Here is a 22,364-nt window from a genome sequence, read left to right as displayed (position 1 = left end):
GAATCATTCGCCAAAGCGTGCAACCGTATGACCCTCACATATGTCTCATACTGTGACCACCAGTCCCCGACGTCTCATAAGGGGGCGTCATGTACACCCGCCATCGCCTCGTGGCCATCACCGCGAGCGCACTCCTCCTGGCCGGCACCGCGGCGTCGACCTCTGCCGCCGCCACGTCCCCGGCACCGTCCACGAGTCTCGTGGTCAACGCTAGAATCGCCGGCCACTGCTCCTTCGACCGGGTCGTCATCGACGTGAAGGGCAAACTGCCGCCGACCACCGTCACGCGTGTAAAGGAACTCCGCTACGACAGCTCGGGGAAGAAGGTCCCGCTTGCTGGGAAGCACTTCCTGGAGAGCAAGCTCTCCCCAGCCGCAGCCCACAACAACGCGGGCAGGAACGTCTACAAGGGCCCGCGCCTGATCAAGCTGAATCTGCCGAAACTCAAGGGCTTCGCACTGACCGGCGACTTCGAGGGCGTCGTCACCTTCGGGGCCGCGTTCCACAGCAAACCCTCCTACACGACAAAGCAGCTGCACCGCCCCGAGCGCTTCGTCCTCGACATCGCCCACCGCAACACCTGCCGCTCCTCGCACTGAGGTGCATCGACGGATGCTGGGGCCGCGCACCGCCTCACACGATGGGCGGCCCCGGGTGTACCTCGTCAGCGGCGTGGCCAGCTCGTGGGAGATACGGCGGGCACCCCATCGGGGATGCCGTCGGCGCAGCTCGCGGATCTGGGCCTCCACCTCGGCGGACAGGCGTGTCGGACAGGGCCCCGGCGTTTGCCTGGCTCGTTCGGTTTGATCACGTGATGCCGTAGAGGGTGAGGACGCGGGGGCGGTCGGTGGGGGCTCGGCGTCCGGCGGCGGTGTTGACGTATCCGGCGAGCTTGAGTGCGCTGCGGATCAGGTCACGGACGGCAGCGAGTACGGCGGGCGCGTTGCGGGTTCTGACGTGGGACTTGCTTCCACGAATGGCTTCAGGGCCCTACCTGGCTGTGGACCTCCCGCCCGGCACGGATCCGACAGCAGCACTCCTGAAGATCCTGGAACCATCCGCTCAGACGGGCGCTTCCACAGTTGGTCACGCGACCAGAGACCGGGCGGTTGCCGTCCACGGCACCGCTCGAGCCGATGATCACGCTCGCTTCAGATGGTGGGTGAGCTGTTGGAACGTGCTCCGAGCCTGAGGGCCGGTTTCGTCGCCCAGAGGGTACTGGAGAGCGTGTTCGGCCAGGTGACCGAGCTTGGTGGAGGAGGGGCCGACCGCTGTCCTCGACGCGGACACGCGGGTACGACCGATACGCTTCTACACCTGAGAAGTGCTTCTTTCCACTGAACGATCTGGATCCTCGACAAGTCCTATCGTTCCAGGTCAGGAGCACTTCTCACGTTCGTGATGAAGTCTCGGACAGACCACCTTGTGAAAGCCCGAGACTAATGCCGAGGTACCCGTGATGGTGCGCGCCCTCGGCGGGCTACGGCACCGAATCTGACGGTCGGCGGCACGTATCAGGTGGTCGAGGCAATTGCTCGGGTAACGGCCCTGATCGCCGGGGCTCACCCCGGGCGGCAGCACCGGCGAGAGCCGCGAGGGCACCGTTGTCACCCCGAAGCCACCGGCGACCAGCTGAAGCTTCGTCAGCCAGTCGCGCGCGCAGTGGACGATGTCCGGCCGTCCGGGCAGGCCAGGCCAGACGCCGAGCAGTGGCTCGGCGTTCGACGCCGGGGCGGCAATCCACGGGGCGTCGATCAATTCGTCAACGTGCACCGCGGTGCGGCCGGCGAATTCTCCGGTCGAAGGCACCGCCACGACAAGTTCGGTGTCCATAACGGTCTCGACGTGCAGGCGCGGCGACTCGCCGTCCAAAGGCCGGTGGGGCGGGCGGGACGTCAGCACGGCAAGGTCGATCGAGCCCGCGCGCAGTGCCCGGACCAGGGAGGGCGTGGTGCCCTCGGTAGTCGTGACCGTGATCTGCGGGTCGGTCGCCGCGAGGCGGGTGAGTGAGAGGGGCAGGATGGCCGCGCCCGCGCTCAGGAACAGTCCGAGCCGCACCAGTTCGGTACGCGAGACGGTGCCGGTGAGGTCGCGCTCGGCCGCCGTCAGACAGTCCAGGATCGTGCGAGCGTGGCGCAACAAAGTCAGACCCGCGAGGGTGAGCCCCACTCCGTCAGGGCGGCGTTCGAACAGGGCGGTGCCCGCGCTTCGTTCGAGGGCGGCGGCCTGGCGTGAGACCGCCGACTGTGTGTAGCCGAGCCGGGTGGCTGCTGCGGTGAAGCTGCCGGACTCGGCGATCTGGGACGGGTCGTCCACGTGGGCCCGGACGCCACCCGGCTGCGCCCCGGCGACCTGGTGTGGTGCGACTCGACGGTGCGCTCTCGGGATGACGCCCTGACGCCCGACATCACGCTCCAAGGCTGGAGTTCCCGCGGCGAGGGCGGCGCGCGCCTCGCCCGGTACCTGCACGACAGGTCGTTCGCCGAGCTCATGCGGGTCCCGACGGAGAACGTCTTCCCGCTCCCCGCAGCGGCGGGGGACGACCCGGCCCGCTGGGCCGCGCTCTGCGTGCACGTCATCCCTTACGGCGGGCTGCTGGCCGGCGGGCTCGCAGCCGGTGAGACGCTGCTCGTCAACGGGGCCACCGGCAACCTCGGCAGCAGTGCGGTTGCGGTGGCGCTTGCCATGGGGGCGGGCCGCGTGGTCGCCCCAGGCCGCAACCAGGCCGCGCTCGACCTCCTCGCCGATCGGTTCGGTCCGCTCGTGCGCCCGGTTCCGCTCACCGGGGACGAGGCCGGCGACCGCGCGGCGATGTCCGCAGCGGCCGACGGCCCGATCGACATGGTGATCGACCTGCTACCGCCGAGCGCACCCAGCTCGGCAGCGCGCACGGCAGCCATGACCGTGCGCGAATACGGCCGCGTCGTTCTCATGGGCGGCGTCGGCATGCTCGGCGGCGACGACCTCGCCCTCCCGTACCCATGGATCATGCGCAACTCAATCACCGTGCGCGGCCAGTGGATGTACCCGCGTACAGCGAACGTCGGCATCATCCGGCTCCTCACCTCGGGCACCCTGGACCTCGCTGCCGAACGGGTCCGGTCGTTCGGCCTCAACGCCGTCAACGAGGCCGTCACGTACGCCGCCTCACATGGTGGCCCGTTCGACCGCACCACCCTCACCCCACCGGCTCACTGACAAGACCGACTGATCCCCACCTGTCAGCACCACGCCCCCGCCCTCACCAGCGCAGGCCGCCATGCTGCTGCGCACAGGTCTGTTGGCCCTTCGACGGGGGCGTGTGCGCGGTGGCGGACCTCCAGATGCTGCAAGGAGCCCTCGCCGTAGGGAGTGTCGGTGAGAAAGACCTGGTGGCGCATGCCTTCTTCCATGTCGAACAGTGATAGCTGGGCGCCCGGGTGCGGACGCCCTCGCCGCACGATGACCCACGTGCCGTCCGGGTAGTCGGCCAGGTCGATCACGCCGGTCAGCTCGGCGACTTCCGCGCCCTCGCGCAGGGTGCCGTCCTGTTCGAGTGCGGGATGCCAGACCTGCTCGGGCAGGGCTCGGATCGTGCGGCGGACCGGCTCGGTGACGGGGTATCCGACGGAGAAGCAGGTGCGGATCCCGCGCGAGTGGAGGGTGCGTATATGGCGCAGGAAGGCTTTCGCTCCTCCGGCGCTGTCCGCGCGGATGAGGATGGGTGTGCCGTGGCGGTGGGCCTCGGGGATCTGGGCGAGCGCCTGGTCGAGGACGGTGACGTGGTCGGCGGCGGTGTTGGCACCGGCGTTGCCGGGCCTGAGAACTCCGGCCAGGGCTTCGCCGGTGTTGTCCAGGAAGCACAGCAGCGGGTGGTAGCCGAAGCCGGGCTTGCAGGTCGCCGCTGCCTGCTCCTTCTCGGAGTGGGAGGTGACCAGGGTGGTGTCGAGGTCCAGGACAAGACCGGTCAGGTCGCGTCCACCCGCGCGGGCAGCGGGTATCCCTGCCGTGGTCTCTGCGGCTTGCAGCCAGGCGACATCCCGGGCGGTGGCTCTGGTCGCGCGCAGGCGCGCGAGTGCAGCCGAATCGATGCCGGCAAGCTGCCGCCAGGCGGTCGGAGTGGAGGCGACAGGGCCGAGACTCTCGGCTTGGTCGCGCAGCAGGGCCAGGTCCGCTATCGCCTCGCCGCCGTCGGCGAGCATGATCGCGAGATCTACCGCGATCCAGCCGGGGTCGTGCCCGGTGCCACGCGGTCGCGGTGGACGCAGTGAGTCCGTGGAGGCGCTGGTCAGGCTGGTGACATCGGAGAGATCGGCCAGCAAGCGGGATCCGGCGTGGCTGACCAGCCCGTGGCCATCGGCCGACACGACGAGCTTGGGACGCGACCGGGTAGGGAGCACGCAGAAAGTACCTTCCTGCCGCGATGACAGAGACCTTCGACAAGCCTCATCTTCCCAGCTCAGAAGGCAACTTTCGCTTTTCCGCTCAAGACCTCGGACACCCCCGTAAGCGAAACGCTCAGACTGGTGCGCACCGAGAGACAGAGCAATGCCCGTGCAACCAAAGGGAGTTGAGGGACCATACAACCGACCCCCGGAAAGCAATCTGAACCCGCCCCGAAGTCGGCCCGAACTCAGACAGTCCCAGGTATCACAAGCCCCGACTCGTACGCCACGATCACCAGCTGTGCCCGGTCCCGCGCCCCCAACTTGCCCATGATCCGGCTGACATGGGTCTTCGCGGTCAGCGGGCTGAGTCCCAACGCGTCGGCGATCTCGGGGTTGTTGAGACCGCGCGCGACCAGCGCGAGCACCTGCCGTTCCCGTTCGGACAGCTCGCTCGGCCCGCCCACCGCGGATGTCGTCCCGGCGTTCGGCGCGCTCAGAAAGCGGGCGATCAGCCGCGAGGTGGGACCGGGCGAGAGGAGGGACTCCCCCGCGGCCACCGTCCGGATGGCGTCGAGGAGTTCGGTCGGCCTGATGTCCTTCACGAGGAAGCCGGACGCCCCGGCCCGCAGTGCCTCGACGATGTGCTCGTCGGTCTCGTACGTCGTCAGGACGAGCACCTTCACCCCCGCGAAATCCTCGTCGGCGGCGATAAGCCGGGTCGCCTCGATCCCGTCGAGGTCGGGCATGCGGATGTCCATCACGATGAGATCGGCCCGCGCCGACCGGGCCAGCGCCACGGCCTCCCGCCCGGTGCCCGCCTCGGCGACGACCTCCATGTCGCCTGCCGACGAGACGAGCATCGCGAAGGAGGCCCGTACGAGGTTCTGGTCGTCGGCCAGCAGTACGCGGATGGTCATCGAACCTCGTCCTCCCGGGACAGCGGCAGTGTGGCGGTCACCTCGAAGCCCTCGGCGGGCCCCGGGCCGGCGTCCAGGGTGCCGCCCACGCTACGGGCCCGCTCCCGCATTCCGATGAGCCCGAACCCCGGCGTGCCGTCGGACGGGCCCACGCCGCCCCCGGAGCCGTCGTCCCCGCCCGTCCCGTCGTCCCTGACACTCACCCGCAGTGCGCCGTCCGCGGTCCACAGACCCACTCGCACGGTGAGGTCCTCGCGGCCGCCGTGACGTACGGCGTTGGTGAGCGCCTCCTGCACGATCCGGTACGCGGCGGCGCCCACGGAGGGCGGGATGTCGTCCGCGCGGACGGACAGTTCGACCTTGGCCCCGGCCACCCGTCCGGTCTCCGCGAGACCGGCCAGTCCGTCGATCCCGGGCAGCGGCCCCCGCATGTCCTCGGCCCCGGCGACAGAACCGGACACGGAACCGGCCCCCGCTCCCAGATCCGAGCCCGCACCCGCACCCGTGTCATCCGCCCGCAGCACCTCCAGCGTCGTACGCAGTTCCCCCCGGGCGACCCGGCAGGTCCCCGCGATGTCGTCCAGGGCCTGGGCGACGGCCTTGCGGTTGAGGCGTTCGGGGTCGGCCGTGAGAACGTGGGCCGCCACGGACGTCTGCACGCCGATGAGCGTGATGCTGTGGGCGAGCAGGTCGTGCAGGTCACGAGCGATCCGCAGCCGTTCCTCGGCGACGCGGCGCCTGGCCTCCTCCTCCCGGGTGTGTTCGGCACGTTCGGCCCGCTCGATGATGGAGGCGACGTACAAGCGGTAGTAGCGGACGGCGATACCGATGAACAGGACCGCGATGATCCAGCCGGAGATCTCCAGGGACTCCAGCGCCTCCATCGGGTTGACGAGGCCGTTGCCGATCGCTGTCAGGCCGAGGACGGCGACACCGGTGAGCAGCGTGCGCCGTACGGCGCCCGTCGCCGCGACGGTGTAGAGCGCCAGGACGGTCGCTGGGATGGGTGGGGCGGGGTTGTAGTCGAGGGCCTGGTACGGAGCCACACAGGCCGCCATCCCGAGCAGGGCCGCCACCGGACGGCGGCGCCGCCATACGAGGGGCACGTGCCCGGCGAGCAGCAGCGTCCAACCGAGCGGGCCTGGCCGGATCCCTTCGCCGCCCATCCGGGCGAGGGCTACGGCGAGCACGGCGACGCCCAGCGCGAGGACCGCGTCGTTGCGGGTGCGGTGCGGCGGTGCGGTCAGCGGTTCGCGGTTGATGGCGGACATGATGCGCTCGGCGCGACGCGACCGCCCGCCGCCACCGGCTGCCGTCTCCGCCGCCGACCGGTCGCGTACCCCTGTGGTCGTTTCCCGTTCTTCCACGGCTCCAGCTTCCGGTACTCGTGCGGGAACCCGGGCGCCCCTACGGAAGGAGAGGCGCCTGGGCGGGCCCGCCGGATCAAGGTGCACGATCAGCGTGCTCGATCAGAGCGTTCGACCGAGGCCTTCGGACAGCGTGCTCAGGGTGCACTGACGGTTTCCGGCTGCCGGGGCGGCTCGGTCGGTCCGCCCCTTCCGCTCGACCCGGCCGGTTCGGCCGGCCCGGGCTGCCGTGAGAGCACGCCCGGCCACCACACCTTCCGGCCCAGGGCGACGCTGGCACTGGTCACCAGGTACGTCCGTACGAGGAAGGTGTCGAGCAGGACGCCGACGGCGATCACGAAGCCGAGCTGGACCAGCTGCACCAGGCCCATGTTCGTCAGCACGGCGAAGGTCGCGGCGAGGACGAGTCCGGCGGAGGCGATGACGCCGCCGGTGGTGCGCAGTGCGGTGAGTGCCGCCGTGGCCGGTTCCGCTCCTGCCAGGGACTCCTCCCTCATCCGGTGCATGAGGAAGATGCCGTAGTCGACGCCGAGGGCGACCAGGAACACGAAGGACAGCAGTCCGAGCCCCGGATCGGTGCCCTTGAGGCCGAGGAGCGGTTCGAAGACCAGTCCGCCGATCCCGAGGGAGGCGCCCCAGACCGCGACGACCGCGACCACCAGGAGCAGCGGTGCGACCAGACTCCGCAGCAGCCCGATCAGGATGAGCATCACGAAGACGAGGACGAGCGGTACGACGATCTTCGTGTCCCGGGCGTTGGTGACCTCCAGGTCGATCTGCTGGGCGCTGTCCCCGCCGACGTAGGAACCCTTCAGTTCCTTCCGCAGGGACCTGATGGTGGCGGTCTCCCCCGCCGACTGGGGTGCGCTCTTCGCGAAGACGGAGATCTCGGTCCAGCCGTCTCCCGTACGCCCCTTCTCCGCGCTGCCGACGCCCGGTGTGCCGCGGACGGTCGCGAGGGTCTCGTCGGCGCGCCCCTGCGGGGTGATCACGTCGATGGGCTGGCTGCCGCTCTCGGGAAAGGACTTGGCGAGGGTCTCCATCGCGACGACGGACTCCGGCTTCTTGACGAAGGAGTCCTCCTGCTTGAGCGATCCCGGCAGGTTGAGTGAGCCGAGGGCGAGGGCGCCGAGCAGTACGGCACCGCTCGCGAGTACGGTCAGCGGCCTGCGTCCGGCAGAGCTCCCCATCGCCGAGAACAGGCTGCGCCGCTGCTTGGGCGTGCTCCCGAAGGCGGGCACGAGCGGCCAGAACACCCGCCGTCCGACCAGTACGAGGAGGGCGGGGAGCAGGGTCAGCATCGCGATCAGCGCGCACAGCACGCCGACGGCGCCGAGCGGGCCCATGCCCCGGCTGCTGTTGAGGTCGGCGGCGAGCAGGCACAGCAGTCCGGCGGCGACGGTGCCGGAGGAGGCGAGCACGGCGGGCCCGCAGCCGCGCAGGGCGGCGATCATGGCCTCGTACGGGCGCTCGATGCGCCGCAGTTCCTCCCGGTAGCGCGAGACGAGCAGCAGCGCGTAGTCCGTGCCCGCCCCGAACACGAGGATCGTCATCACCCCCGAACTCTGCCCCGAGACGGTCGTGCCGAAGGCCTGGTTGAGGCCGTAGGCGACACCCATCGACATGTAGTCGGCGATCCCGGCGACGACGAGGGGCACGAGCCACAGCACGGGGCTGCGGTAGATCAGGATCAGCAGTATGGCGACGACGGCGACGGTGGTGTAGAGCAGCGGTCCGCCGAGCGAGTCGTAGACCGCGCCGGAGTCGGTGCCCAGTGCGCCGGTGCCGCCCACATCGACGCTCAACCCGCCTTCGCCTTGGGCGACTTTGCGAACGTCGGTTACGAGCTGGTCCTGCTTCTCCTCGTCCGCCCCGGGCTCGTTGCTGGCGACCGGGTACATCAGGGTCGTGCCGTCCTTGGACGGAATCCCGTCGGGAACACCGCCGATCAGCTTGTGCTGCCCGGCGATCTCCGCGACCTGACCGGCGGCGGTCTTCCGGTCGGCGGCGCTGAGCCCGCCGTCCCGGTGGTAGACGAGCACCATCTCGGTGGTCTCGCCCCCGGGCAGCTTGTCCTCGATCTTCGCCGCCTGCGTCGAGTCGGCGCTCGCCGGCAGGTAGTCGGTGACCTTGTCGTGCTGCACGCTGCCGAGCTTCGCCGCGAACGGCCCGACGAGCGCAATCACCGCAATCCACAGCCCGAGCACCGCCCATGGAACGGCTCGCCCGCGCCCCGGCCCCAGCCTCGTCGTAGTGCTTGTCTCTCCGGCCCTCATCGACCGATCTCCCTCCGGGTGGCGTCTGCTTCGGTCCCCAGACTTCCGTCGAGAACCACGGCTTTCGTCGGACGGGAGGGCGAGGTGACGCGTACTGCCGGGGGTGACTGCGGCTGCGGATTACTCCCTGGGGAGCAAGCGGCGGACGGCACGCCGCCCCGGAAGGGACGCGGGGCTGTTTCGATCTGCGGCTACCGCCGCGATGGGGGTCCCCCCGCTCGAGCGAAGCCGAGAGTGGGGGAGCGATCAGCCCTCACCGACCCGCAACAGAATCAGTCCCCCGCCGGGAAGGCGCGAGGGGCCCGGGCCCACCCGGGGCTCATGACGGCGTCCGCGCCGCCGTGAGCAATCGCGTCACATCATCCGCACAGATCGTCAGCGCAGCGCCCACTGCAGCGAGGGTCTCCCGTGCGGCAGGCGTCGGATCTTGGTCCGGGCAGTCCCTTGATGGAGAAGCTGGCGTGGGAAGTTCTGGAGTGGTCCATGTCCAGCATGTCCTTGGCGCTCGCCGCTGGTTTGAGACTGTGGTCGTCTTACCGCCAAGGTGCCTGTTGTTGCGCGGAGGCGGCGTCTGCGCGTGCCATGGACAGGAGGTGGAGGAGTCGGCCGGCCGCTTGGGTGTTCCACCAGCAGTGGGCTTCGGGTGAGAACGCGGACTTGGGGACGTTGTCGAGTGCTTCTTGGTACACGGTGGGTGAGTCGTGCCATTCGGTGTCGTCGATCACTCGCAGGGAGCGGCGCGAGAGACCGTCGAGGAGGATCCGACCCTTGCGCTGGGCGTATTCATCCGCGCCGACCACGCGAGGTGCCGCGACAGGAGGATCCGGCAGCGGGGCGATCAGCCTCAGCAGGGTGTTCCGACTGACCGGTGCCCCGAAGACGTCCGTCATCCGGGCACCGGCCCGACCCGCGAGCGCGAGACCGACCGAGACCAACGTCGATCGCAGTCGCTCCGTCCGTCGGCCGAACCGGCGAGTGAGCCCCGGAACCTGCTCGGCAGGTCTTGCGAGGACAGGAACTCTCCGCACAGACGAACCGACGCACCGACGCACCGACGCACCGACGCACCCATAACGACACCACGACGAACTTGCCCGCCGTCGGCAGATCACGAGGGAACCGCAGATAGGAGCCATGTATTCGCCCGGACGAGCGCCCGCAGCCCGGACAGGACGCCCGCCCAGCCGTGCTCCGGGTCTCCACCTGGACAAACGCATCGGTCACGTCGACCGACTCCACAGACACGCCTTCCACCGAGGAGAACAGCAGCTCGTCCAGCTGCGGCCGTACTTCGTTCATGGCGCGACACTGTCGACCACGCAGCATTCCGGCCGGGCGATTTTCGGGCGACCTCAACTTCCGTCACACGAAGATCGACAGTTACGCTGCGTACGCGACCACAAGAAGTGGACCAGAGCCAAAGTTTCTACGGCAGATGTTCAGCTCGATGGGAGGCGCTCGATTCACCCCGGGGGCGATGTTCACGAGCTTGCACAGCACCCCGAGGCGCCCTGATCCGACCGTCACGTAGGGCCGCCACACGCCCGCCGCCGCACACCCAGCCGCCCGGCGGCCGGCACACGCTGGACCGGACCGCAAGAGGAGTCGCGTGAGCACGGGGCGGTCCAAATTTCTGGGCACGTTCGCGAGCCAAGCTGTCGGAGGCGGCTTGTACCCTGCACTCATTCGACGATCGGACGATCACGGGTACGGGCATGCGGGCACGGGGCCCTGAGCGTCCAGGGGTGGGAGCGCGGGGATTTCAATGAGTGACGCACATCCGATACGAAGCCGCAGACCGAGCCTCTCGGTCGGTATGCGCATCATCGCCGGGGTCGTCCTCGCCGCGATCGGGATCGTCGGCGCCTGGCTCCAGCACGACGCTCCCGGCCGGAGTGCAGAGCCGCGTACGGAATTCACCGCGAACAACCCGCCCGCCGGTCTGCCCACCGCGCTCACCACCGGCCAGCACCTCCACTGGTCCCGCTGCACCTCGCCGCCCACCGCGCGCACGGGCTACGACTGCGCCGCCATGAAGGCCCCCCTCGACTACCGGAAACCAGACGGCAGGACGATCGACGTCGCCCTGATCCGCCGCAAGGCCACCGGCCCGAACGCCCGGCGCATCGGCTCGCTCGTCCTCAACTTCGGCGGCCCCGGCGTGTCCGGCGTGAGCGGACTGCCCGAATACCTCAACCAGTACAGACCGCTCCTCGACCGCTACGACCTGGTCTCCTTCGACCCGCGCGGCGTTGGCGCGACCATCCCCGTGCGCTGCGGGAAGACTGCGGACGACACGAGCTACGACGGGGCCGACGCCTGCGCCGAGCACTCCGGGGCGCTCCTCCCGTACATCGGCACGTCGCACACCGCGCGCGACATCGACCTGATGCGCTACCTCCTCGGTGACGAGCGGCTGCACTACTTCGGCGTCTCTTACGGAACGGCGCTCGGCGCGGTCTACGCCCACCTGTACCCGTCGAACGTCGGACGGCTCGTTCTCGAAGCGTCCGTCGATCCGACCGAGGACCTCGACGAGGAGCAGTTGTCGCAGGTCAAGGCGGTCCAGGCGGCGTTCGACCGGTTCGCTGCGCACTGCGCGGCCCGCATCCGCCACTGCCCGACCGGCGACGGGCCCGAGGAGGCCGCGCGACGCATGGCGCGCCTGGCCGACCGCCTGGAGAAGAAACCCGCCCCGGCCGGCGACGGAAGGAACCTCGACGCCGACGACCTCGCATACGCCGTCAGCGACCATCTCGACCTCGGGACCGATGGCTGGTCGCCGCTCGCCAAGGCCCTCACTGCGCTGATCGACCACAACGACGGCCGTCCGCTGAGTAAGGGCGCGGACGACATTGGCTCCGCCGACCACGCGGCGACCCCGCGCGACAGCAGCCGTGCCGCCCAGATCGCGATTACCTGCGCGGACTCCAGCCTGCGCCCCGGCTTCGAACGCCTCGACAGGGACGGGGCCCGCATCAAAGCCGCCTCATCCGTCTTCGGCGCGGCCTGGTCCACCGGCGTCTACCTCTGTTACGACTGGCCGTTCGACGGCGAGCGCGCCACGCCCCAGGTGAACGCCGACGGCGCGGCCCCCGTCCTCGTGGTCGGCGGCACCGGCGACCCGACTACCCCATACCCCGGCGCCCGCCACATGGCCCGCGCCCTGGGCGACGGTGTCGGCGTGCTCCTGACGGCCGAGGAGGAGGGCCACGGCACATACCCGCAGAACCGCTGCGTCAGGGAGGCGGTCGACAAATACCTCCGCGCGGGCCGCACCCCGGCTCCGGGGACGGTGTGCCGGGGCAGCATGTCCTGATACTCCAGTCAGAAATCGTGTCCTGAGCTGGTTCTTCTTCGGTAGTGGGAGCGGCGGGCGGTGGCTTGGTGGTGTCTGCGCCAGTGGGACCGGTTCAGTGCGTGCAGTTGTCGGTCCTGGCGGGGTCTGGGGTGGGGCAGGAGAGTGTCCAGTAGGCGCCGGATCTCTGCCACGGTGAGGGGGATGAGGCTGGTGGTGTCGTTTCTGCTGCCCCCTTTGCGGTGTCCAGGGCCCGGGCTGCGAGGACAGCGAGGAAGGCATGGGCGAGCATGGCCAGGGTGATGTGGCGATACCAGCCCACAAGTACTGCAACGGTGCTTGCCGTGACTGTTGGCCAGCTCGTTCGCTGGTGTGGTTATGGGTGGGGACCTTGCTGAAGTCAGGTTGTGGGCCGGAGAGTTGGACGTACTGCATGAGCGGTTCGTGCACCGGTCCAACCGGGAGGAGCCGCGCCAGTCGGCCCTGGCTTATATGCGGGGGCTTGTTGCGCCGCTGGAGCGTGGCAGGCGCCGGTGTGCACTGGGCTGCGGTGCTGGTGAGCCACCTGCGGGATGTTCTCGTAGAGGAACCGCAGCTCGGTGACGCCTGACCCATCACGTTTTTCGATGGTCGCGTTAGTGGAGCGTGAGGTACTTTCCGCGGTCCGCAATGTGGCGTGGAGGGTCCAGTAGGACTGCTCGATGGTCAGGTGGGCGCGGATCGGGCCGCGATTGCCGCCAGTTGGGATGTGGCTTTCTGGGCTTGGGCGCAGCGTCACCCGCCAGGTGCCGTCCAGGCGCGGGTGCCCGGTGAGGTGGTGCACGGCGCGCCACCGCCATGCCCACTCGTCGAAGACCAGGACGAGGTAGCCGAGGAGGGTGGGAACGTATGCGAAGGCGTACTTGAGCTCCTGTTCGGGATGGACTCCAAGAACGTAGAGGAGCGCTCCGTACAGAGTGGAAGCGGTGGCGGCGCCCCAGCGGATCGACTGCGCGGACGAGCTCATCGCGGGACTCCATAGCCCAAGTAGTCCAAGGCTGCAGTGACCAACTGTCGGGCGTCGTCCTTGGTCCACTTCTGACCTGGGGCGAAGAGCTTCTTGATGCCGTTCGGCTCGACCATGGCATCCGGGTTGGCGCTGAACGACCAGAAGTTGAACTGACCCTTGAGATGCATGAGAGCCCCCTGGAAGGCGAGGTCCAGGGAAAGGGCGTTCTTCAAAGTCGGGTCCGGGACGTTGTAGATGAGGCACTCCATGAAGTACGACGGGACGTACTTACGAAAAGATCAGTAGTACGGCGGCGCGGACGACAGGAGGGGCGGCCGCTGCGAAAGCGGTGCAGGACCGCCCGTTCGGCCATCAACAATTGAACGCGCTATAACCGCAGTTCGGAATGACCGGCGGCTCTGCGGCATCGCGCGGGATCCACGATGCGGGGCTGATTTAGGACGGAGGTCACCGCGCTCAGCGGCGACCGCATCCTGTTCTACAGCAAGTCCAAAGGCCGTGGCGTGGTCGCCGCCATCGACGACGGCAATAACGTCGGAGACGTCCGCGTGATCCCCGAGGGAAGCTTCGCCGAGGACTGGACGGAGATCGCCGGCCTGAGCGGTGACCGCATCCTGTTCTACAGCGCGACCAGGGGCGGCGGGGTCGTCGCCGCCATCGACGACGACAACAACATCGGAGACGTCACCCTCATCCCCAACGGCAGCATGGCCACGGACTGGACGCAGATCACCGCCGTGAGCGGCGACCGCATCCTGTTCTACGGAAAGTCCAGAGGCCGAGGTGTCGTCGCCGCCATCGACGACGACAACCGTCTCGGGGACGTTCGTGTCATACCCGAGGGCAGCTTCGCCAAGGACTGGACGGAGGTCAGCGCGCTGCGTCCGCAGGAGAGCCGTCTCGCAGCGGGCCGCGCGGCGGAATCGCGCCTCGCCTGACCCTCCCGGTACACCTCGGTGTCCTGTGCCGACGCAACGGCACAGGACACCGGTATGACGTACACCGGCATGACGTCCCGCACGCCGGCAGGCCCGTCACGCCAGCAACTGCGCGAACCCCGGCGCCGTCTCCCCGTACCGCACGTTCCAGCCCTCGACGACGGCCGCCTCCAGAACGCCCGTGTCCACGTCCTCCAGAAGACGCGGCGACGGCTGCCCCGGCGAGTTCTCGTAGTTGAACGCGATGACGTCCAGGAACACCGGGCGCTTCAGCCCCCTGCTGTTCAGCCTCAGCAGCAACGACTGGGCGAGTGCGGGATACGGCGTGAACTCGGGGTTGCGGAGCCAGTCGGCGAGGTCCACCTCCGGCACGCTGGAGTCGACGGCCACCTCTGCCAGCGCGTCCATGAACGCGCTGGGCGACGCCTGCGCCTGGAGCAGCCTGCTCAGCTCGCCGCGTCCGACGGCGTCGAGGTCCGGCGGCTGGGCGATCAGCCTGAACGCCTGCCTCAGCCAGGCCCGTTCGGCGATCCGGCGCGTGTTGAGGTCGCTCCACGGCGGTTCGGGCGTCGGCCTGCGGAACGGCGCGGGCATCCGCTGGTACCGCTGCGCGATCCGGGCCAGACAGTCACCGAGCTTCGCCACGTCGTCGGGGTGGATGCCCTCCACCCACCCCGGTGCCGTGAACACGGCCGTGGCGGACGCCGTCGTCCCGCCGCCGCTCACCGTCACCACCGCGGGCGTCTCGTATCGCTCCCCGCCGCGGGAGGTGAGCACCAGCTCGGCCGTCTCCGGCTCGATCGTGTAGTCGAGCGTGAACACCGCCCCGTCCACGGGCACGTCGACCGTCCCGCCCGGCGCGGCCACCGGGACACCTCCTACGCTCCAGCTGACCGTGGGCTGCGGGTCGACGGGGACACCGCTGCCGCCGAAGCCGGTGCTGCGCACGCCGAAGGCGGCGGTCGTGGCCGTGGCGAACGTCCCGCGGCGGACGGGATCGCCGCACGGCGTCCTGGTCTCCTGGAGGTCACCGACGGGACCCATCACGCCGTCGGTCTGGAGCCCCCGGACGATCTCGGCCGCGCTCGCCGCGCCGGCCGTGACCGACACGTCCACCCAGTGCCGGTCCGGATCGGCGGCCACGGTGCGCACGACGAGCGGTGTCGTCGCGACGGTGACGTCGGTGTCCGGTGAATGCGTCGGTACGGCCCCTCGATACCACACGCGCGGGCCCTTGTTGGCGATGTCGACGACCGAGTGGACGACCACTCCCTCCCGCGAGAGGCTCGCCCCCAGCGGGTCCATGCCGGCGTCCCAGCCCTCGGGTACGCGGTACTCGACGTAGACGCGGCCCACCCCGTTGGCCGGCTCGCCGGGCGGGTGCAGCAGGAGCAGGCACCTGCCGTTCGACGCGGACGCCGGTACGAGACGCGCGGTGACCGGCGCGCCCGACTGCGGGAAGGGCGCCTCGACCACCCGGCCGGCCAGCGCGTCCGGCATGAACAGATGCAGGTTCGCGCGCGCGAGGTGCGGGCCCATCGCGACGGCGCCCGGGTACGGCCAGCCGGGGACCGCCGGCCCGGTGAAGGTCGGCTCACCGGAGTAGGTCGGCCCCGTGCCGAGGAAGCGGCCGGCGAAGGTGGCCGACGACATGAGGTCGTACGGCGAGCCGTACTCCTGGCCCACGATGATGTCGGCGTCGCCCGGCGCCCAGTCGGTGCCGTTGTTGTCGAGCCCGAAGGAGTGGTCCAGGCCGAGGACATGACCGACCTCGTGGCACATGAAGGTGTGGTCGCTCGCCATCACCGGCAGCACGGCGACCGGCAGTCCGTCGACGCCGCTCGCGCCGCCGTCGAAGCTCTGCGTGATCGTGGGCGGCTGACCCGGGGTCCCCGCCAGGGGGTTGGGCATGGTCCGCTGTCCCGGGTGGGTGAGGACGATCAGGCCGTTGAGGCCCGGCCACTCCGGGGGATCGGGGAACCGGGCGCGCAGCGCGTCGACGGCGGCGCGGGCCTGGGCCGCGCGGGAGGTGTCGGTCCCGATCGTCATGTCGACCCACGGGAACATCGTCGAGTCGACGAAGTCGAGATGTCCCCGGGTGGTGTTCTCCCAGAACCGCAGCACGGCGTGGTCGCCGGTCATGAGCACCGCGATGCAGGCGGGGTCGGGGATGACGGGCACGGTGGTGTCGTGCCGGGCCCGGATGATGCCGAGGCGGACGGACTTGGCCATGATGTTCGGCTCCTTGTCGGGACTGCCGACGCGGGTGCGGCCGGTGGGAGTGCGCTGCGGCCCGGGGCGCGCTCAGGAACCGGTCCTGACCCTCAGGTCCCAGTGGCGCAGAGTGCCGGCGGCGGGCTGAGCCGCGTCCGTGATGCGCAGCGCCCAGGGGCCCGCCACGCCGGTCCCCACGAGTGAGGCGAGCAAGGAGGGCGGCTGGGAGTCCAGCGAGAGCCGCAGGTTCTTGGTGGCTCCGCCCGTGCGGTTGTGCAGCACCGCCCGCCGTCCGGTCGGCGAAAGCAACACCACACGCAGGTCCCCGATGTGGGGATGCTCGATGTCGATCACGACCTTCAGCTCACGCACGGTACCCGCGCCCTGGAGCGTGATGGCGTCGGTCAGACCACCGGGGTCCTCCTGCGGGATCGGCGCGTCCGGCGACGACTCTCCCGTGATGAGGGCCTGAGCGGCGTCGTCGTGCGCCCCGGCGTGGAAGGTGATCACCGGGCCCGGCTCGCCGATCTCGGAGATGGTGAGGCCTGACTCGCTGCCGTCCCACCACAGGGACGCGGGTCGGCTGCTGTGCGAGAGGGCCGTGCCGGGGCTGGGGCCGTAGAGGTCCGAGCCGTCTCCCTGGTTGCGGTTGGTCTCCAGGTCCAGATGGCCGTCGGCCTGTACGAGCGCGCACTGGTAGTGCTTGAGCAGCGTACCCTGCTGGAACTCGTTGGAGCCGTTGATGTCGCAGTGGTAGACGGCGAGGCCGCTGGCGGAGAGGGCCGAGTCGAAGCCGCGGCGGCTGCGATTCTCGACGATGAAGTACTCGACGTTCGAGCGCTGCGGGTTGTCGTAGACGTAGACCTTGTCGTACGCCCCGTGTTCGACGGCGAAGTCGCCCTCGGCCGCGAGGTCGACCTCCTCACCGCACCAGTCGACCAGCCGCCGCAGATACGCGCACACGGCCGACGGCGTACGGCCCCTGCCCAGATGGTCGCCCGCGGCCATCACGCAGTAGTTCCCGAGGCCCGCGCTGGTGAAGTCGTCGCCCTCGCGTTCGATCGTCCCGTAGTCGTACAGGTCGGGCCAGCGGCACAGGAGGTGCCCGCTCTCGTGGCAGTAGGTGCCGATGCTCAGATCGGCGGCGTTACGCCCCATGGCGGTGACGGTGTACAGCTCGGTCCGGGTGCCGTCGACGACCCGGCGGTGTACCCAGTTGTGCGGCCACAAGTCGCCCACGTACTCGGTGCGGCCCGCGTACATGATGTTCAACGAGTCGACGATGCCGCGCCCTTGGGAGTCGAACCGGCCGAAGTCCACTCCGTCGTCGACCGCCGCCTGGATCGCGTCCGGGACGAGGAGCCCTTCCGTGTTCGCGTACGCCAGCTTGGACCGGGGCAGCCGGTACGGCCCCACGACCTCGTTGGTGAAGTCGAGCCGGCCCGTCGACATCGTCTTGAAGAACTCGTTCACCGAACCGCGGTTTCCGTTGGCGTGGTAGTTCGGGCTGTTCAGCATGGCGATCACGTCGTCGGGCGTGACATCCGAGTCGGTGCCGGGGAAGGTGACGAGAATGGTCAGGCCGGCCACGTTCCCCTCGCTGACCCGGTCGCCGGGCAGCAGCCCGCGATTGGCGCCGAAGGTGAAGCCGACGTCGGAGGGCATACCTCCCCTCTTCTCCGGCGGCACCATCTTCGCGAAGCGGTCCCCCACCACGTTTCTGCGGTACTCCGAGCCCTCCTTCAGATGCCGGCGCAGTCCTTCGGGCGGCCGGTCCGAGAGGCGTACGCCCGTGGAGCCGAAGCGCCGCCGAGGGCCCTCGCCGACCGGCTTCGCGTAGCAGTAGCCGTCGTACTCGGGGTCGTACACGACCGTGTAGCCGTCCAGCGTCTCGTACCGCGCGTATTTGTCGTCGCCGAAGGTGACGAGCTGTACGTCGCCGCCTTTGTGCTGGGTGAAGGTGAGGGTTTCACCGAAGATGGCACTCATCGCGCACTCCTCCCGTACGACAAGGGAGCGAAGGGCCGCCGACTTCAGTTTCCGCCCCGACGCGATGCGCTGAAAGGGCAGAACCACCCCGGGCGGCAGGGGCAGAACTACCCCTTGACGATGTCGTGGGAGAGGGCGAAGCGGGTGAGATCGGCGCGCCGCCGGGACCCGATCTTGTCCCTGAGCCGGTCCAGATGGGAGTGCACGGTGTTCTCGCTGATGCCCAGGCGGACGGCGATGCCGTGATCCGTCTCCCCGACCGCCACCAGTTCCAGGATCTCCCGCTCGCGTTTCGTGACCCGGCAGGGCGGGTCGAGACACGGGCGCGGGCCGACCGCGAGGACGGCGGAGATGTAACGGCAGCCGGCGACGACGAGTCTGATCGCCGCCAGCAGTTCCAGCTCGCCGGCCTGCCGGCTCAGACAGCCCCGGGCTCCGGCGCGGATGGGCTCCGCGATGTCGGCGGGGGGCGCGGCGTACACCACCATGACCCGCACGCCGCGCGCGGCGAGCCGCGAGACGGTCGCCGACAGGGCGCCCGGCGGCTCCTGGAGGTCCAGGAGGAGCAGGTCACCGCTCTCCAGCTCCCCCTCGGCCTGCGCGACGGACCGCGCCCCGACGGCGAACTCCAGGTCGGGCGCGGAGTCGATGACACGGGCCAGCCCGTACCGATAGGCGGGGCAGTCACCGACCACGGCGACACGGCTCACGTCGGTACTCATGGGGCCCTCGAGAAAGCTGGTACCGGATGCACTTCCAGTGTTCATCCCCCGCGTGGTTCCGGCACGCCGAGCGCGGGCAGCGACACCGGGCCGCAGCCCGGGCCGAGGGGCACCCGCAGCTCAGGGGGCGGCTGCCTTGTCGTGCTCCGCGTCGACCCGTGCCGTGACGCCGGTCCCGACGAGGGTGCGGGTCGCGTCGACCGTGGTGTTCGGTGCCGCCGATCTCCACGATGGCGTCACCTTCGAGGATGGTCACGCTCTCGGGGCAGCTGTGGGTGTGCGGGGCGATGCCGACGCCGCCGTCGAAGAGGGTCTGACCGGTGATGGGCGAGCGAGGCGCCCGCGACATGGTGCGAACCCGCGCCGAGCTGGAGGTGGTCGTCGCCGGGCTGGCCACAGGCGCGCGACGTCCTCGCCGCCGCCACCGGCCGCGACGTCACGGGCGAGGCACTGGCTACGCCTCCGCGTCGTCGGAGGAACCCGCCGCCGTACAAGCGCGGTTGGGGGTGGCGCGAGCAGCCGCACACGTCGAGGAACGGCTCGGGACCTCGCCTCGCACCCGGTCGAACGCGACGGCCCCCGTCACCGCGAGGAACGCGGCGGCCACGGCCACCCACAGCTTGTCCGAGTGGGTCGTGGAGAGGTACACCGTCGTCGCCCCGAAGAGCCCGCACACCCCCAACGCCTCGACGACCGACACATGGCTCGCGGAGTCGGTCGTCGAGGTCAGCCCCAGTCCCGACAGGACGGCGCTCACCAACGCGGCATGGCTGAGGGCGCTCATCTGCGGATGCACGAGGGCGAAGGCCGTGGTGAAGAGGGTGAGGATAAGCGCGGTCACCAGGGTGTTGAGACAGGCGCGTCCCAGCCCGCCTCCGAGGAGCAACAGTCCGGCGACGACGACGAGCGCGGCGACGGCCATGACCGTCAGAGAGGTCGTGCTGCCGATCGTCGCGGCCCCTCTCGTCGCGTCCAGGTACCCCAGGTCCCAGGTAGCCGTACCCGGCCATGCAGGCCAGCGCCGCCGAGGCCCACGACGAGGTGATCGCCTTCCTGACGGCTTCCACGGACGCGCGGCGCAGCTGCACCACGAGGTCGGCGGCGAGGCCGGTGAAGGTGGCTCAGGCGAGGACGAGGAAGACCGCGTGATACGTGCCCGCCGCATTGAGGTGATGAGGCCTGGGATTGTTCCAGTTAAGGCCCGGACGGTCGTCCAGGAGCCAGGAGAGGACCACGGCACCGCCGAGGGCGGCGCCCGTCAGGGCGGCAGCCGTGACGGCCCCTCGCGACCGGGAAGCCCGGACGGCGGGTCCCCGAACGTCAAGAATAGCCAAAGGGCGGCATACCCGAAGCCGAAGATCGCGAGAGGCCAGGCGGCGAGGCGCCAATGAGTCATCGAGAGCCTCCGGGATCCGACTTTGTCAGCGCGAGCGCGTTCTTTTGAGCGGACAAGTCCTGTCGCTCTTACGGACTTTCCGTACCGAGTTCTTCCGATTGACGCCCGGATCGGGTGACAGAACGGGCTTCACGACATGCGTCACTTCGTGCGCTGGCGAAGGCGTACGACTCCGGTGTGTAGACACGCTCGAATCGTGTTGCGCCCGACGATGCTTTCGCCGCTTGACCTTGACGCAACGGCAGGGTTTCTACTGGCGGCATGCGAATCGGAGAGATCGCCGCGCTCGTGGGGCTCACCACCCGGGCGATCCGGCACTACCACCATGTCGGGCTGCTTCCGGAACCGGAGCGGCGCCCGAACGGCTACCGGGCCTACAGCGTCCGCGACGCCGTCCTGCTCGCCAGGGTGCGCCGGCTCACCGAACTTGGCCTCAGCCTCGATGAAGTGCGCGACGCCCTCGCCGACGATGCCGGGCGCGAACTGACCGAGATATTGGCAGAACTCGACGCCGACCTGGCCCGCCAGGAAGCCGACATCAGGGAGCGCCGCCGCCGACTCGGCGCCCTGCTTGCCGAGCCGCCCGGCGCGACCGGGCCCGTCTCACCCGCCCTCGCCGCACTGCTGGCACAGGCCCCCCGAACAGACTCGCCGAGCGCGGCCAAAGACCGCGAGTACCTCACGCTGATGGACGCCACCAGCACCGGTAACCAAGAGATGCTCGGGCTACTCGGGACGCTGGTCGCCGATCCCGCGGTTGTCGAACTGTATGAGCGCCTCGACGGGCTCGCCGATGCCCCCACCGACGATCCGAGGATCGCGCCCCTGGTAGCTGATCTGATGGCAGCCGTCCCCGAGGAGCTGTTCGCCGCGGTCCCCAAGGACGGGGTGGTCGTGACCGGGTTCAAGGAGGCGCTGCTCGCCGAGTACACCCCAGCGCAGGCGGAAGTCGTGGGTCGGCTCATGGAGGCTTTCGTGGAAAGGGGCCGGGGATGAGCGGCCGGCCAAGGGGCGTACGGGCGGCGCGGATCGCGGTAGCCGCCGTGCTCCCGGGGGAACTGGCCCTGGCGGCCTGCCTGGTGGCCGGGGCCCGGCCACCCGGGTGGGCGCTGGCGGGCGCCGAGACGCTGGTGTTCGCAGCGCTGCTGCTGGAAGCCTGGGTGCTGCGCTCGCTGTATGTCGCCGCGCGCGCCCGCGGCGCGGACCGCCGGGGGGCGCGGCGGTCCGCCGTACGGGAGGCGGTGCCGGTGACGGTCCGCCGCCTGGTCCTCCACGAGCTGCGCGCCCTCGCCTCCCTGGGGCGGTGGGTGCGGCGCGGCACGCACGGGGTGCGCCCCGGGGACCTGGCTGCCGCGTACACCGGGCCCCAGACCGCGATGATGTACGGGCTGCTCTTCGTGATGGTGATCGAGACAGTGGGGCTGGCCCTCCTCATCCCTTGGCCGGCGGTTCACCGGGTAATCCTGGTACTCGACCTGTACGGCGTCGTCCTCGTGCTGGCCCTGCACGCCGCCTGCGTCACCCGACCGCACGTCGTACGCCCCGACGGCTCTCTGCGGATCCGCTACGGAGCCCTCTTCGACCTCGCCGTACCGCCGGACGCCGTCGCCTCGGTCCGGGTCGACCGGCGCTACCCCGAAGGCGGCCTGATCACCCTCTCCGAGGACGGGGTCCTCGACCTGATCGTGGGCAGCCAGACCTCGGTGACCCTGGAGCTGAACCGGCCACTCCCCTTCACCCGCCCGCTCGGCGCAACGGGAAAGGCCCACACCATCCGCTTCCACGCCGACGACCCGCGCGCACTGGTCAGCGCACTCCGTCAGCTCTCCTGAGCACAGAGATCGGTTCCGACCACACAGGCGAAGCAGCAG

Annotated in this window: 17 protein-coding genes and 6 pseudogenes; 8 read left to right on the top strand and 15 right to left on the bottom strand. The window is 69.8% G+C overall.

Annotation, left to right across the window (positions count from 1 at the left end; genetic code table 11):
- Positions 1-89 precede the first annotated feature (89 nt).
- A complete protein-coding gene (locus tag ABZT02_RS35585; RefSeq protein WP_356025138.1) occupies positions 90-599 on the top strand; it encodes a hypothetical protein in 510 nt (169 codons plus the stop codon).
- A 208-nt stretch (positions 600-807) separates the two neighbouring features.
- Here the strand turns inward: ABZT02_RS35585 and ABZT02_RS35580 are convergent.
- Both ABZT02_RS35580 and ABZT02_RS35575 read right to left on the bottom strand, forming a co-directional pair.
- Positions 808-966: pseudogene (locus tag ABZT02_RS35580) on the bottom strand (ISAs1 family transposase); the annotation flags it as partial.
- A 411-nt stretch (positions 967-1,377) separates the two neighbouring features.
- Positions 1,378-2,316, bottom strand: a complete 939-nt coding sequence (locus tag ABZT02_RS35575) for a LysR family transcriptional regulator (protein ID WP_356025136.1) — start codon at positions 2,314-2,316, stop codon at positions 1,378-1,380.
- On the opposite strand from ABZT02_RS35575, the pseudogene ABZT02_RS35570 reads away from it, so the two are divergent.
- A pseudogene (locus ABZT02_RS35570) lies at positions 2,287-3,198 on the top strand (zinc-binding dehydrogenase); the annotation flags it as partial. The gene ABZT02_RS35575 and the pseudogene ABZT02_RS35570 sit on opposite strands and share 30 nt — an antisense overlap.
- A gap of 89 nt (positions 3,199-3,287) precedes the next feature.
- Here ABZT02_RS35570 and ABZT02_RS35565 read toward each other — a convergent pair.
- The 7 genes and pseudogenes from ABZT02_RS35565 to ABZT02_RS35535 all read right to left on the bottom strand — a co-directional run.
- Positions 3,288-4,409 (bottom strand): annotated as a pseudogene (locus tag ABZT02_RS35565) (transposase); the annotation flags it as partial.
- 203 nt (positions 4,410-4,612) lie between these two features.
- Positions 4,613-5,284, bottom strand: coding sequence for a response regulator transcription factor (locus ABZT02_RS35560; RefSeq protein WP_356025134.1), 672 nt, complete (start codon positions 5,282-5,284; stop codon positions 4,613-4,615).
- A complete protein-coding gene (locus tag ABZT02_RS35555) occupies positions 5,281-6,651 on the bottom strand; it encodes a histidine kinase (RefSeq protein ID WP_356025133.1) in 1,371 nt (456 codons plus the stop codon). Before ABZT02_RS35555 ends, ABZT02_RS35560 begins: the two co-directional genes overlap by 4 nt.
- A 137-nt stretch (positions 6,652-6,788) precedes the next feature.
- Complete coding sequence (locus ABZT02_RS35550) at positions 6,789-8,927, bottom strand: MMPL family transporter (protein ID WP_356025132.1); 2,139 nt, start codon at positions 8,925-8,927, stop codon at positions 6,789-6,791.
- Between the two features lie 319 nt (positions 8,928-9,246).
- Positions 9,247-9,348: pseudogene (locus ABZT02_RS35545) on the bottom strand (TerB family tellurite resistance protein); the annotation flags it as partial.
- Between the two features lie 112 nt (positions 9,349-9,460).
- Entirely contained in the window at positions 9,461-9,817 is a 357-nt protein-coding gene (locus tag ABZT02_RS35540; protein WP_356025172.1) for a hypothetical protein, read from the bottom strand.
- Positions 9,711-10,226 (bottom strand): transposase family protein, encoded by a 516-nt coding sequence (locus ABZT02_RS35535; RefSeq protein ID WP_356025130.1) that lies wholly within the window; start codon positions 10,224-10,226, stop codon positions 9,711-9,713. The genes ABZT02_RS35540 and ABZT02_RS35535 overlap by 107 nt, the downstream gene beginning before the upstream one ends.
- A 517-nt stretch (positions 10,227-10,743) precedes the next feature.
- Between ABZT02_RS35535 and ABZT02_RS35530 the strand changes: the two genes are divergently transcribed.
- Positions 10,744-12,246, top strand: coding sequence for an alpha/beta hydrolase (locus ABZT02_RS35530; RefSeq protein WP_356025128.1), 1,503 nt, complete (start codon positions 10,744-10,746; stop codon positions 12,244-12,246).
- Positions 12,247-12,603: 357 nt separating this feature from the next.
- Positions 12,604-12,747, top strand: a pseudogene (locus ABZT02_RS35525) (IS701 family transposase); the annotation flags it as partial.
- A gap of 58 nt (positions 12,748-12,805) precedes the next feature.
- On the opposite strand, the pseudogene ABZT02_RS35520 reads toward ABZT02_RS35525, so the two are convergent.
- A pseudogene (locus ABZT02_RS35520) lies at positions 12,806-13,231 on the bottom strand (hypothetical protein); the annotation flags it as partial.
- Entirely contained in the window at positions 13,228-13,482 is a 255-nt protein-coding gene (locus ABZT02_RS35515; protein ID WP_356025126.1) for a hypothetical protein, read from the bottom strand. The gene ABZT02_RS35515 and the pseudogene ABZT02_RS35520, both read right to left, overlap by 4 nt.
- A 255-nt stretch (positions 13,483-13,737) precedes the next feature.
- On the opposite strand from ABZT02_RS35515, the gene ABZT02_RS35510 reads away from it, so the two are divergent.
- Positions 13,738-14,172, top strand: coding sequence for a hypothetical protein (locus ABZT02_RS35510; protein ID WP_356025124.1), 435 nt, complete (start codon positions 13,738-13,740; stop codon positions 14,170-14,172).
- Positions 14,173-14,268: 96 nt separating this feature from the next.
- Here the strand turns inward: ABZT02_RS35510 and ABZT02_RS35505 are convergent, their stop codons facing one another.
- From ABZT02_RS35505 to ABZT02_RS35490, 4 genes are all read right to left on the bottom strand, one after another.
- The gene (locus ABZT02_RS35505) at positions 14,269-16,404 is read right to left on the bottom strand and encodes a hypothetical protein (protein ID WP_356025122.1); all 2,136 of its coding nucleotides are present in this window, start codon (positions 16,402-16,404) and stop codon (positions 14,269-14,271) included.
- A gap of 72 nt (positions 16,405-16,476) precedes the next feature.
- Positions 16,477-18,375, bottom strand: a complete 1,899-nt coding sequence (locus tag ABZT02_RS35500) for a M6 family metalloprotease domain-containing protein (protein WP_356025120.1) — start codon at positions 18,373-18,375, stop codon at positions 16,477-16,479.
- Positions 18,376-18,482: 107 nt separating this feature from the next.
- Positions 18,483-19,097, bottom strand: a complete 615-nt coding sequence (locus ABZT02_RS35495; protein ID WP_356025118.1) for a response regulator transcription factor — start codon at positions 19,095-19,097, stop codon at positions 18,483-18,485.
- Positions 19,098-19,551: 454 nt separating this feature from the next.
- Positions 19,552-20,019: a hypothetical protein gene (locus ABZT02_RS35490; RefSeq protein ID WP_356025116.1), complete on the bottom strand. Its 468-nt coding sequence runs from the start codon at positions 20,017-20,019 to the stop codon at positions 19,552-19,554.
- An 86-nt stretch (positions 20,020-20,105) separates the two neighbouring features.
- On the opposite strand from ABZT02_RS35490, the gene ABZT02_RS35485 reads away from it, so the two are divergent.
- The 3 genes from ABZT02_RS35485 to ABZT02_RS35475 all read left to right on the top strand — a co-directional run bounded on the left by ABZT02_RS35485 (position 20,106) and on the right by ABZT02_RS35475 (position 22,325).
- On the top strand, positions 20,106-20,246 hold the full coding sequence (locus tag ABZT02_RS35485; protein ID WP_356025114.1) for a hypothetical protein: 141 nt from the start codon (positions 20,106-20,108) through the stop codon (positions 20,244-20,246).
- A gap of 508 nt (positions 20,247-20,754) precedes the next feature.
- Positions 20,755-21,489 (top strand): MerR family transcriptional regulator, encoded by a 735-nt coding sequence (locus ABZT02_RS35480; protein ID WP_356025111.1) that lies wholly within the window; start codon positions 20,755-20,757, stop codon positions 21,487-21,489.
- Entirely contained in the window at positions 21,486-22,325 is an 840-nt protein-coding gene (locus ABZT02_RS35475; protein ID WP_356025109.1) for a hypothetical protein, read from the top strand. The genes ABZT02_RS35480 and ABZT02_RS35475 overlap by 4 nt, the downstream gene beginning before the upstream one ends.
- Positions 22,326-22,364 lie beyond the last annotated feature (39 nt).

Source organism: Streptomyces sp. NPDC005402 (genome assembly GCF_040606575.1).
Taxonomy (GTDB): domain Bacteria; phylum Actinomycetota; class Actinomycetes; order Streptomycetales; family Streptomycetaceae; genus Streptomyces.
Note: the sequence above shows the minus strand (reverse complement) of the source record. Positions and strands in the feature narration are given on the sequence as shown.